Genomic DNA, 12,405 nt, shown 5'->3' with positions numbered 1-12,405 from the left:
ATTTTACCAGTTGATTTCTGCCAAAATATCATTCTCCTTGACTTTCCCTAATTGAATTGTTTTTAAAATTTTAGTGGTTTTCCCAGCTTTGGTCGTATAAATTTCAACCATCACAGTCGCCGGACCGTTTTCTGTCAATTCGCTTTCGCCAAAATAATTCGTCTTGATTTGGTACTTTCCTTTCACCGCATTTCGAATTAAATATTGTTCTGGTCCATAACCTTGCGTGAAATCTTTTGAAAATCTCGCGCCGGCTTCCGTATCGCGATGGCCATAATAACATTCTTCATTTGTTGGTTCAATGATATGCAAATCTAAATCGACATCCATCAGGTTCCAATTCATAATAATTCTGATGTCAACCGGCATTTTTTCGAGATATTTTTTATCCAATTTACCCAAATCCAACCTTTTGTTTTCTGCCATCAATCGGTTGATATCCATCAAAATAATATCTTCCACGCCTTCATATTGACCGCTCATTTCGCCATAATAATTTACTTCCAATGCCTTAATTAATTGGTCAAAAGCTTCTTGCTTTTTCCCCGAATCTTCTAGCGCCAAAGCATAATCTCTTAAGCTTTGCGGTTCGTGAGCGCGCCATTTTGCGACTTGTTTTGCCGTAAATAATGCGTCTTCAAAAGCACTCCATTGGCGTAAAGTGTAAGTTAAAGTTTTGTACAATTGGTGGTTTTCTAATCCCAAATCTGCGATGTTACTCAACACTTGTAACGCTTTTTTCACCTCACCTTGATTGTAAAAAAAGTGCGCCACATCAAAATAATAACTCGGATTTCTTTCCTGCGATTTTCTCAATTCCAAATACAAATCATACTGTTTTTCCTTTGGAACCGAAGCCAAAGATTTCAAATACAATCTATCCGGATTCCAAGATTTTTCTTGATTTTGGCCTATAATTTCGTTGTAAGTCCCTGATTTTGTTTTCACCACAATCACTCCGTTTGCGCCTTGATTTCCATAAATTGCTGTCGCCGAAGCACCTTTTAAAACATCCATCGAAGCAATTTCGTCTGATTCGATTTCATCAAGATTTCCGTCAAAAATAGCGCCATCAACAATCATCAAAGGTTTGTTGGATTCAGTCACACTTGCAATATTTCTAATTGCAATCACATCATTATTCGGCGTTTCTTGCACTTCAATTCCTGAAACTTTTCCATCAAGCGACGAAATTACATCACTGTTGCTCTTTTGCACTAATTCTTCCGATGAAATCACCTTTGATGAGTAGGTAACCGCATTTTGAACTGGATATTCACGATCTTTCAACGAAACATTTCCATCAGAGCTTTCTTCAACTTGAGTTTCATTTCTTTTTACGCCGTAAGCAGTCGTAGCCACAACTTCTTGCAAATTTGATGAGTCATCTTCCAATTCCACATTTACTTCATTATTTCTTCCAACATTTACCGATTTTGACTTAAAGCCAACATAATCAAATCTAATTGTACTATTTTCTGATGCCTTAATTGTATATTTTCCATCAATATCAGTTTGTGCGCCTTCACTTCCTGAAACCACTTGAACTCCAGGCAATGGCTCGCCATTCTCATTGACAACACCCGAAATAAATCCTTGCTGAGTGTCCGAATTTCTTCTGGAAATTACACCAGAAGTCGTTGTCGTTGAGACATTCCGTCTATTTTCTTTTTTAACTTTTGGTTTCGGCGCTGGTTTTGGCTTCACATATTTTATATCTTTTTTCCACCAAGAATTTAATTCGGTAAAATAACTTTCCACATTTTGCCAATTGCTTTTTTGCTCCGCCAATCGGCTTTCTTGTTCTTGTTTTTTGATTCGGTCAAATTCAGCACGCAATTCTGTTGGAGGAACAATGTCATAAGCGATGTAATCCCGAATATTTTCCAAAACTATCAGCGAAGTATTTTTGGTAATAATTCCGTATTTGTTGCCTAAAAGTTCAATTTCTTCGGAATTTTTAGCATACTGCAAATCAAGATTAGCAATTTTTTTCTGTGCCCAAAGCTTTTCAATATTCACATCTTCGGTTTTTTGAACGGAAGCATCCAATGTAATTTTTCTTTCTAAAACCGCTCCGTTTTCATAACCAAACAACAGCGTAATTTCATTCTTCGGATTCAAAGAAATTCCCGAAAAAGAAAAGCTTCCAGAAACCGAACTTCCTGTCATTGGATACAAATCTGTAACCGTATAATTTTCTTTTATTCCAAGAAATTTCAGGTTGTTATTGGTCAATTTATCCAAAGCATTTTCCAAATTCAATTGATTCAGATTGATGAAATTTCCGCCAGTTTGCATCGATGAAAAGTTCAAAAAAGCAAAATCTGCAGAAACCGAAGACGTGATTGTGTAAATTGGCTTTTTAGTTTTAGGCAAAGTATTTTCGCTTAACGATGACAATCCATCAGAAAAAAGCAAGTAGTCATCGTGGTTCGGAAGCTTTATTTGTGAAAAGCGTGTTCCTCCGTCATACTTTGTATTTTGCAAAAAGGTTTTTAATTCGGCCCAATTTCCGTTAGAAATCACAAATTCTTTTTGCTTTTCAAAAGTGTAATTTAAAAGGTATAAAGTTACTTTTGTGTTTTTTATTTTTTGGAAATAAGCTTCCAACAAATCCAATTCTTTTCTTAAATCGCGCGTTTTGGCACTCAAGGAATTGTCCCAAATTAATCCGATAGAATTCGGAATTTTCTTTGCAATTTTATTTCCCTCGATAAAAGTATTTCCATAAAAATAATGCTGTCCGCCAACATTCTGCATCAAAACGCTCGGCACATTTTCCTGAATCGGAATTTTGAAAAGCAGTTTTTCTGAAGGTTGATAGTTTTCCTTTTTTACCGCAGCCTGAAACGATTGGTTCCATTTTGAAAACGTAATTTCATCCACAGCATTTTCAATAATTGGAGGCGAATTTGTTCCTAAAACCGAGACATTTATTTCAAATTTGTCCAATTTCTTCGGATAACGGCTCACCAATTGATATGCCAAATTATTTTTATCAAAGGCTGAAAGTTCTTCCTCATAACCAATAATCACGATTCGTTCGCCATTTGGCATCAACGGATAAATTCGTGTTCTAAAGTTATTTCCGTCCACTTTTTCCAACAATCCTGGGTCAACTCTTCGGTGTTCAATCGCCTCAAAAACCTGTTTCCCTTTGTTTTTATTTACCGGAACCGCTTCACGCATTTTGCCATTAATATCAATCGCATATCGTGAAACCGAAACATTTTCAGGCAACGGAAAAATCAATTCCGCTTCCATCTGACGGTTGCCCGAATTGAAAAAGTGCATTTCTGCGGTTGTGTAAGCAATGTTTCCCACGACTTTCACATTGACCAGCAATTGGCTCATTCGAACTTTTTCAGCACCTTCGCCCTTGACCGTAAATTCTGGACTTTGAGCAAAAGTTTTAGCTCCTAAAAACAATAAAACATAAAATAAAAATCCCAAATTTAATTGAAATTTCCTGGCTTCTAATGGATTGATTCTTGATTTCATAACGCGAAAGTTAAGGTTGTATATTGATATAGAGCAGAAAAAGGTAAAAAAGGTTGGGACGACTTAATTTTTTTTATAAAAAAAAGCCTGCAAGTTGAATTGCAGGCTGATTTATTCGGTTCTTCATTGCGAGGAACGAAGCAATCTTATCTCGTGTACCAACTTAGCGGTAAACTAGATTATGTGATTGCTTCGTTGTTCGCAATGACAGTAACTATTGATTTAAAACTTTCTCTTGATGACTGATACTTTCTTGGTGAATTGCTTTGAAAATTCTCAAAATAAATTCTTCGCTCAGGCCTTTTTCTTCGCCTTCGAGAATCATTTTTCCCAAGATTTCATTCCATCTTTTATTTTGCAAAACTGCTACGTTTTTCTCTTTTTTCAACGCTCCGATTTTGTCAGCAACCAACATTCTTTTGCCTAAAACCTCCAACAATTTTGCATCATATTCGTCAATATCCACGCGAAGACGACTCAAGCTTTGGTTGTAATCAGAACCTTCTTCAGTTTCTTTTCTGACTTTTAAGTCCTCAAAAATCTGCTTTAATTTTGTCGGAGTTACTTGCTGAGGCGCGTCACTCCACGCATTATCTGGATCTGTATGTGTTTCAATAATCAATCCGTCATAGTTCAAATCAAGTGCTTGTTGTGAAACTCCCTGAATCATATCGCGCTTTCCGGTGATGTGCGAAGGGTCACAAATCAAAGGCAAATCTGGAAAACGATTCTGCAATTCAATCGCCAATTGCCATTCTGGAATGTTTCTGTATTTTGTTTTTTCGTATGTTGAAAATCCTCTGTGAATCACGCCCAATTTCTTGATTCCGGCATTGTACAAACGTTCCACGCCGCCAAGCCATAAAGCTAAATCAGGATTTACAGGATTTTTTACCAAGACTATTTTATCTGTATTTTTCAAAGCATCCGCAATTTCCTGAACCGCAAACGGATTTACGGTCGTTCTTGCGCCAATCCACAACACGTCGATGTCGTGTTCCAAAGCCAATTGCACGTGATTTGCGTTCGCCACTTCTGTTGCCATTAGCAAACCTGTTTCGGCTTTTGCTTTTTGCAACCATTTCAGTCCGATGGCGCCAACGCCTTCAAAACCACCCGGACGCGTTCTTGGTTTCCAAATTCCAGCACGGTAAATGCTGACGTCAGAATCTTTTAATTCGTGTGCAATTTTCAGCACTTGTTCTTCGGTTTCTGCACTGCAAGGTCCCGCGATTACTAGCGGATGTGATAAATTGAAATCATCTAACCACGTTCTTAATTGTTTTGAATTTTCCATTTTTATTTTTGGTATTTCTTTGGATTTCCAAAGTTAGTTATTATTTCGTTTTTAGTTTTTAATCTGCGAATCTGCGGTGTATTTTAACGCAAAGTCAGCAAAGTTTTTTCGCAAAGATTTGAAAGCTTAAAGCCTAAAGCTTATCGCTTAAATCCTTAAAATTGCTTCTCTGATTTTTTCCTCTTTAATACATAATGAAAATCTGATGTAACCTTCGCCGTTGCTTCCGAAAATTGTTCCTGGCGTGATGAAGATGTTTTTTTCTATCAAAATATTATCTATAAATTCTTCAGAAGATTTGATTCCCGCTGGTAATTTTGCCCACACGAACATTCCTACGGAGTTTTTATCAAACGTGCAATTCAGTTTTTCGGCCAATTCAAAAATCAGATTTCTTCGCTTTGCATAAATTTCGCTTTGCGCATCAAACCATTCTTTCCCGCATTTTAAAGCTTCAATTGCACCTTTTTGGATTCCGTAAAACATACCGCTGTCCATATTGCTTTTTACTTTTAAGATTGCATCGATGAACTCAAATTTACCAGAAACCATCCCGATTCTCCAGCCAGACATATTGAATGTTTTGCTTAAAGAATTTAATTCCAAGGCAATATCTCTTGCGCCTTCTACTTGAAAAATCGACATCGGATTGTCATTCAACACAAAACTATATGGATTGTCATTGACCAAAACGATTTGGTGTTTCTTTGCGAAAGCAATTAATTTTTGAAATAATTCCAAATTTCCATTCGCTCCCGTTGGCATATTTGGATAATTAATCCACATTAATTTTACTTTTGACAAATCTTGTTTTTCGAGCAATTCCAAATTCGGTTGCCAGTTATTTTCTTCGGATAAATCATAAAAAATTGATTTTGCTCCAACTAAATTCGTCACCGAAGAATACGTAGGATAACCAGGATTCGGAATTAAAACTTCATCGCCTTCGTTTAAAAATGCCAAAGAAATGTGCATAATTCCTTCCTTCGAACCCATCAAGGGCAAAATTTCTGAATTGATATCTAGCGAAACATCAAATTGAGTTTTATAGAAATCGGCAATCCCTTTTCTCAATTCCGGCAACCCTTGATAACTTTGATATTCGTGCGCTTTATCATCGTCCATCGCATTTTTCATCGCCTCGATTGCGGTTTTCGGCGGAGCCAAATCTGGACTTCCAATTCCCATATTAATAACCGGCTTTCCTTCGGAAATCATCTGGCGCACTTCACGGAGTTTTCTTGAAAAGTAATATTCTTCCACAGTATTCAAACGATTAGCGAATCCTTTCCCTGAAATTACATTGGTATTTAAAATTGTATTGCTCATAATCTTAGCTTTTTCTTCCATTTTTATATTCGCCCAAAACCTTAAAATGCGTGGTCATTAATTCCAAAATCGATTTTGCTTTTTCATAATGTTTGTACTTTTCAAAAACCACATCCACAAAAAAAGAATACTGAAACGGACTCTCAATTATCGGCATCGACTGGATTTTCGTCAGGTTCAATTTGCAGTTGTTCATTACGTTTAAAATAGTAGCCAAACTTCCCGGCGTGTCGTCCAATTCAAATTTAATCGACGCTTTGTTAATTTCTTCTTTTGGTAAAACTTTATTCTGCGTTTTTAAAATCACGAAGCGCGTTTTGTTGCTTTTTATCGTATGAATTCCGGATGCCAAAATATCCAAACCAAACATTTCTGCTGCAATCGGACTAGCAACTGCCGCGATATTTTTCAATTGGTTTTCTTGAATTCTTTGCGCTGTTTCTGCCGTGTCGCCACTTTCCACCAATTTGATATGCGGATATTTTTTAAAGAATTCGCCACATTGCAAAAGTGCGATTGGATGCGAATGAACTTCTGTAATATCTTCAATTTTCTGCCCAGGCAAAACCATCAAATTCATGTGAATATCCAAATAATATTCGCCGATGATGTGCAAATTGTTTCTGTCAATCAACGCATAATTTGGAATAATCGAACCCGCGATAGAATTCTCCAAAGCCATCACGGCTTTCTGCGTTTTGTTTCCGACAAGGCTGTTTACCAACGCATCAAACGACATACATTCGTCTAATTCCAAGCTTTCGCTGAAATATTCGTTGGCAACTTGATGATGAAACGAACCTTTTATTCCTTGAATTGCAATTTTTGTTTCCATACATTTTGGGCAAAAAAAAATCCCGACTCACATCGGGATTTTTATATTGATTTTATAAATAATTTCTATTTAGATAACAACACGACAATCCCGTTTCTGTTTCCAGAAATAAAAAGAATTGCTAAAATAAAAACGGTTGCTTTGCATTTTTTGTTTTGTTATTTGGCTAAAGTAGAAAATTTTGTTTTAGGTTTTACAAAAGCTTTAAAATTTTTAAGTTTTTTTTAGACTACAACGTTTAAGAAACCGTTTTAATTTTTCATCATATACAATTCATAACTCCTTTTTATTACTTTTGTTCAAAATCACAACTTATGTCAATCGAAGTTACATCAATTTCAAAAAATTACGGAAGCCAGAAAGCCTTGGATAACATTTCTTTTTCGATTCAAAAGGGGGAAATCGTTGGTTTTTTAGGTCCGAATGGTGCTGGAAAATCGACGCTGATGAAAATCCTTACGACTTTTATTACGGCCGATTCTGGAAAAGCTTCTGTGAATGGTTTTGATGTTTCGACTTCTCAAAAAGACGTGCAGAAATCGGTTGGTTATTTGCCAGAACACAATCCTTTGTACTTGGATTTATATGTTCGTGAGTATTTGGCGTTCAATGCTGATGTTTATAAGGTGGCAAAATCTCGAATTGAGGAAGTGATTACAATGACGGGTTTGACACCTGAAAGTCATAAGAAAATTGGGCAATTATCGAAAGGTTATCGCCAGAGAGTTGGATTAGCAACGGCTTTACTTCACAATCCAGATGTTTTGATTTTAGATGAGCCGACAACTGGTTTGGACCCAAATCAATTGGTTGAAATTCGGGAATTGATTAAAAATATCGGGAAAGACAAAACGGTTTTTCTTTCCACACACATCATGCAGGAAGTGGAAGCGATTTGCGACCGCGTGATTATCATCAACCAAGGAAAATTGGTTACGGATAAGAAATTAGGCAACTTGAAGAACGAAAATGAGCAGATTATTGAAGTGGAATTTGATTATAAAGTGGAAGAACAACTGCTGAAATCCATTCCGAATTTGACTTCGCTTGTGAATACGCACGATATGATTTGGGAATTGACTTTTTCCACTTCAAAAGATATGCGTCCAGCGATTTTTGATTTCGCCCACGATAACGGTTTAAAAACGTTGCAATTGAATTTGAAGAATAAAAATTTGGAGGCGATTTTTAGAGATGCTACTCGGAAATAGTTTTTGAACACAGATTTCTCAGATTTTCACAGATTCTTTTCGACTAATTTATTTCACGGATAAACCAAATGTCCTTGGTATAATTGCGTAACTTCAATGATTGGAGGTACATTTTTCAAAACAATATTTCCGGTGCTGTACAGGGTTCCTGTGATTTTGTTGACCGGTTTTACGATTATATCGTTGGAACTTCGCTGGAAGCAATGCACGTTTTGTGCGACCAAATCAGAGCCGTCGAATCGGGCGTTTCCATCATAGAAATTTACGCCTAAGTCTATCGTGTTTCCTGATAATTTGAAGTAACTGGATTTGTTGTCTTCAATAGTTAAAACGCCACAATTTACATGAAGCTCAAAAGTTCCCGAAGCCGTATCGGAGAACATTCCGGATTGCAAACTTAAGACTGAAAAGCTTAGAATTCCGTCTGATTTTACGCCAAATTGTGAGGAAGAATATACATTTACAAGCGTTGGCGTTGTAACATAAACCTTTGTATCATTGTAATCGCGAACCCAGTTGCAACCGTTTGAATTTCTTAAGAAAAGTTGGTTGTCCACGACTTCGGCGGTGATTCCGTTTAGTAAGTTTTCACCAGATTCTATCATTACTTTTGTTTCAGGACCTTCTTTTATGATTAGTGCAATTCCTTGTGAGATGTTTATTTTATCGAAGTTTTCGACTGCAATTTCTTTCGAAATTTTTGTGCCAGAAGTTTGAAAACAATCGGGTGCGTTTTCTGAATCGCAGGAAAAAAGCGTTATCAGAAAGAAGAATGTTATTGTTTTAAATATTTTGCTCATTACGTTTTTGTCCAAAAGTTTAAAAAATGCCTAAAGTTTTCTCCCGAAGCTTCGGGATAGCCCCGATTGGCGGCAGTAGCTTTTTTTGATTTTTCTTCAAAAAAACTACTGCAGAAAGCGGGAAAATGATTTATTCTCTCACTGACGATTCGCTTCAAATTACAATCGCAAACCGAGTGAAAATTCCATGGCTTCGGCTTTTGCCATGTGTGTTTTTAGGCCTACGCCTAGTGAAATTTGCTTTGCAAAATAGTATTTTAATCCCAATCTTTGATAAACTGGGTCGAGATAATCTAACGGTCGATAGGCGTAAAAGCCGAATTGTGTTTCGACTGTAAATTTATTGATAAACAGCTCGTGGCCAATGAAAACGCCACCTTTTCTGTAATCTGTATTTGGGCTGACTTCTGGTTTTACCGCAGAAATAAATCGGACACTTTGTTCTAAATATTTCATCATAAAGAAATCTACTCCAAATTGCACGGCGCTTTTTCGGGTCAATCGTTTGTCAACATATCCAGAAAAAACGTAGAACGGAAACTGACCGCTTCCGATGGCGTCGCTTTCTGTGAAACCGGTTCTGAACGAAAAATTGTAGCGCAACGGTTCTTTAAACTTGATCGAATCTGTATTTTTTCTGTAATTATTTTCTTCGCTTTTTTGAAAACTATAAACTGCGCCAACGTTTATGGCAAGCGTGTTTGTGCTGGTATTTGGCGCCCTTAAATTGGCATTTGAATGGTGAAAAAAGGATAATCCGGCTTGAAGGCCAAGGTTGTTCCAGATGTTTTCCTTTTTATAGTTCAGCATAAAATACGTCGCCGGCATATAATGCGTGCCGTAAGCAACGTTCAATGGATTGGTTTGCGCGTCATACGGATTTGTGTTGTACGCGACGCCTTGAGCGATTCGCAACATCAAATTCCGCTTGAAAAAGTAAAAATTGTAATGCGCATAAAGTCCGTATAAATCGCCTAAAGTCTTGTTTTTATTGTCTTGATATTGAAATGAGAGTCCGTAATCTGGATAGTTGAAAAGTGACTCCCAAGATTTTTTCCCAAACGTTTTTTTGTTAAAACTAATCACAACGCCTTCTGGACTCTGGTTTATAAGATGCGAAATGTGGTCGCTGTGTTTTAAAATTTTTCCGTAGAAATTATTAACGTCAATATTGTATCCCGAGTTTTCTTCTTGCGAAAAAATCAGGCTTGGAAGCAAAAGCAAAAGGTAAAAAAATTTGTTCATATAATAATCTGCTTGGTTTTTACAGTCGAACTCCGACGCCAAATTCTAAGGCTTCGGCTTTTGCTCCGTGCGTTTTTAATGCCATTGAGGCAAAAATTTTGTTTGTCGCATAATATTTCAAACCGATTCTTTGGTATAACGGACCGAGAAAATCGAACGGCGAATATACATAATAACCGACTTGTGTTTCAATAGAAAATCGGTTCACAAAAAGCTCGTGGCCCACAAAAACGCCAATTCTTCTGTAATCGGTATCGGCATCGTGAACTTCTTCGGGATAAGCAACTGCCTTGTATTTTATATATTCGTCGAGGTATTTCATCATAAAAAAATCTGTCCCAAATTGAAGCGCACTTTTTCTGGAAAGTCGTTTGTCAATATTAGCAGAAAGCACATAAAACGGAAATTGTCCGCTTCCGATAATGTCGCTTTCATTGATTCCAGTTCGGAAAGAAATATTGAATTTTATGGGCTGTTTTTTGTAATTTATAGTATCAAAAACTCTTGTAGTTCGTTGATTTTCTTCGCTTTTTTCGAAGGAATAATTGACACCAAGATTAAAAGCCAACGTATTTGTACTGGTATTTGGCGACTGAAAATTGGCATTTGAATGGTGAAAAAAACTGATTCCGGCTTGAACTCCAATGTTTTTAAAAACGTTTTCTTTTTTATAATTCAGCATCAAATAAGTGGACGGCATCCAACTCGAGCCGTAAGCTAAATTCCTGAAATTTGTGTTTTTATCATACGGATTTGTATTATAAGAAACTCCTTGACCGACACGAAACATCAGATTTCTGTTTAAAAAGTAGAAATTATAATGACCGTAAAGTCCGTATAAATCGCCTAAAGTTTCATTTTTTGTATTTTCATAATGAAATGAAGCGCCATAATCTGGGAAATTGTAAGCGGACTGCCACTCTTTTTCACCGAACGTTTTTTTGTTGAAACTGATGAGAATTCCTTCGGGATGTTCGGTAATTAAATGGCGAATTGTGTTGTTGTGTGGCAAAATATTTCCGTAGAAATAATTGGCATCTACGGTAAATTTTCCGTTTTGCTCTTGCGAAAAAGCCATTGCGGAAATGAGAAGAATCAATAAACGGATAGTTTTTGGCAACACTTGTTTTGGATTAGCATTGCCAAAAATAGCCATTTAAAATAAGCCTGCAAGGATTTGCTAAAATACTTCTTTGGCAATCGCCTTGATATTTTCGGCTTTGCCCATTGAATAATAATGCAAAACCGGAATTCCTTCTTTAATCAATTCCTTGCTTTGATTGATGCACCATTCGATTCCGATTTGCTTCACGGCTTCGGGAGTTTCGGCGCGAATGACTGACATAATCAGCTCATCTGGAATGTCAACTTTGAAACGGTGAGGCACCAAATTCAATTGTTTTTTTGTGGCAATTGGCTTCAAACCCGGAATAATTGGAACGGTTATTCCTTCTTTTCTGCATTTTGCCACAAATTCGAAGAACTTTTTATTGTCAAAAAACATTTGGGTAATAATATAGGACGCTCCATTTTTTATTTTTTGTTTCAAGAAATAAATATCGCTGTCCAAACTTGGTGCTTCCATATGCTTTTCAGGATATCCGGCCACGCCAACACAGAAATTTGTGGCAGAAGAATTTTGCAATTCATCATCCAAATACATTCCTTTATTTAGGTTTGAAATCTGCGTCACCAATTCTGTTGCATAATGATTCCCTTCTTTTTCTGGCTTGAAATACGTCTCATTCTTCACAGCATCGCCACGTAAAGCGACCACGTTTTGGATTCCGAGAAAGTCCAAATCAATCAAGAAATTTTCGGTATCTTCCTTTGTAAATCCACCACAAAGAATGTGCGGAATCGCATCGACTTGGTATTTATTTTGGATTGCAGAACAAATTCCTACTGTTCCAGGGCGTTTTTTTACAACTCTTTTTTCCAATAGACCGCTTGGCAATTCTTTGTATTCGTATTCTTCACGGTGGTAAGTTACGTCAATAAATGGCGGATTGAACTCCATCAAAGGGTCAATGCTGTCAAAAATCGACTGGATATTTTGGCCTTTCAACGGCGGTAATATTTCGAAGGAAAATAATGGTTTTCCGTTTGCTTTTTCTATATGTTCGGTTACTTTCATTTGTTTTTATGTCTTAAAGTTTGAAAGTCGAAAGTCAAAAGTCCTTT

At 36.7% G+C, this 12,405-nt stretch carries 9 protein-coding genes; 1 reads left to right on the top strand and 8 read right to left on the bottom strand.

Annotated features, from left to right (window positions below; translation table 11 throughout):
• Positions 1–3: 3 nt before the first annotated feature.
• From ACFPVY_RS16505 to ACFPVY_RS16490, 4 genes are all read right to left on the bottom strand, one after another.
• Positions 4–3,504: a VIT domain-containing protein gene (locus ACFPVY_RS16505; protein WP_379793254.1), complete on the bottom strand. Its 3,501-nt coding sequence runs from the start codon at positions 3,502–3,504 to the stop codon at positions 4–6.
• A 214-nt stretch (positions 3,505–3,718) separates the two neighbouring features.
• Entirely contained in the window at positions 3,719–4,801 is a 1,083-nt protein-coding gene (locus ACFPVY_RS16500) for a chorismate mutase (RefSeq protein ID WP_379793253.1), read from the bottom strand.
• 147 nt (positions 4,802–4,948) lie between these two features.
• Positions 4,949–6,130: a pyridoxal phosphate-dependent aminotransferase gene (locus tag ACFPVY_RS16495; protein ID WP_379793252.1), complete on the bottom strand. Its 1,182-nt coding sequence runs from the start codon at positions 6,128–6,130 to the stop codon at positions 4,949–4,951.
• 4 nt (positions 6,131–6,134) lie between these two features.
• Positions 6,135–6,965, bottom strand: a complete 831-nt coding sequence (locus ACFPVY_RS16490) for a prephenate dehydratase (RefSeq protein WP_379793251.1) — start codon at positions 6,963–6,965, stop codon at positions 6,135–6,137.
• Positions 6,966–7,279: 314 nt separating this feature from the next.
• Between ACFPVY_RS16490 and gldA the strand changes: the two genes are divergently transcribed.
• Positions 7,280–8,176 (top strand): gliding motility-associated ABC transporter ATP-binding subunit GldA, encoded by an 897-nt coding sequence (gene gldA, locus ACFPVY_RS16485; RefSeq protein WP_379793250.1) that lies wholly within the window; start codon positions 7,280–7,282, stop codon positions 8,174–8,176.
• Between the two features lie 53 nt (positions 8,177–8,229).
• Here gldA and ACFPVY_RS16480 read toward each other — a convergent pair whose 3' ends face one another.
• The 4 genes from ACFPVY_RS16480 to metF form a co-directional block, all read right to left on the bottom strand.
• Positions 8,230–8,976 (bottom strand): head GIN domain-containing protein, encoded by a 747-nt coding sequence (locus ACFPVY_RS16480; protein WP_379793249.1) that lies wholly within the window; start codon positions 8,974–8,976, stop codon positions 8,230–8,232.
• Between the two features lie 159 nt (positions 8,977–9,135).
• Entirely contained in the window at positions 9,136–10,221 is a 1,086-nt protein-coding gene (locus tag ACFPVY_RS16475) for an acyloxyacyl hydrolase (RefSeq protein ID WP_379793248.1), read from the bottom strand.
• Positions 10,222–10,240: 19 nt separating this feature from the next.
• Positions 10,241–11,320, bottom strand: a complete 1,080-nt coding sequence (locus ACFPVY_RS16470) for an acyloxyacyl hydrolase (protein WP_379793247.1) — start codon at positions 11,318–11,320, stop codon at positions 10,241–10,243.
• A gap of 81 nt (positions 11,321–11,401) precedes the next feature.
• Positions 11,402–12,358, bottom strand: a complete 957-nt coding sequence (metF, locus tag ACFPVY_RS16465) for a methylenetetrahydrofolate reductase [NAD(P)H] (protein ID WP_379793246.1) — start codon at positions 12,356–12,358, stop codon at positions 11,402–11,404.
• Positions 12,359–12,405 lie beyond the last annotated feature (47 nt).

It is taken from the genome of Flavobacterium qiangtangense, from assembly GCF_042658345.1.
In the GTDB taxonomy this organism is placed as follows: domain Bacteria; phylum Bacteroidota; class Bacteroidia; order Flavobacteriales; family Flavobacteriaceae; genus Flavobacterium; species Flavobacterium qiangtangense.
Note: the sequence above shows the minus strand (reverse complement) of the source record. Positions and strands in the feature narration are given on the sequence as shown.

Coding starts and splice junctions, on each gene's coding strand:
- ACFPVY_RS16505 (WP_379793254.1), bottom strand. CDS start 3,504: ATGAAATCAAGAATCAATCCATTAGAAGCCAGGAAATTTCAATTAAAT.
- ACFPVY_RS16500 (WP_379793253.1), bottom strand. CDS start 4,801: ATGGAAAATTCAAAACAATTAAGAACGTGGTTAGATGATTTCAATTTA.
- ACFPVY_RS16495 (WP_379793252.1), bottom strand. CDS start 6,130: ATGAGCAATACAATTTTAAATACCAATGTAATTTCAGGGAAAGGATTC.
- ACFPVY_RS16490 (WP_379793251.1), bottom strand. CDS start 6,965: ATGGAAACAAAAATTGCAATTCAAGGAATAAAAGGTTCGTTTCATCAT.
- gldA (WP_379793250.1), top strand. CDS start 7,280: ATGTCAATCGAAGTTACATCAATTTCAAAAAATTACGGAAGCCAGAAA.
- ACFPVY_RS16480 (WP_379793249.1), bottom strand. CDS start 8,976: ATGAGCAAAATATTTAAAACAATAACATTCTTCTTTCTGATAACGCTT.
- ACFPVY_RS16475 (WP_379793248.1), bottom strand. CDS start 10,221: ATGAACAAATTTTTTTACCTTTTGCTTTTGCTTCCAAGCCTGATTTTT.
- metF (WP_379793246.1), bottom strand. CDS start 12,358: ATGAAAGTAACCGAACATATAGAAAAAGCAAACGGAAAACCATTATTT.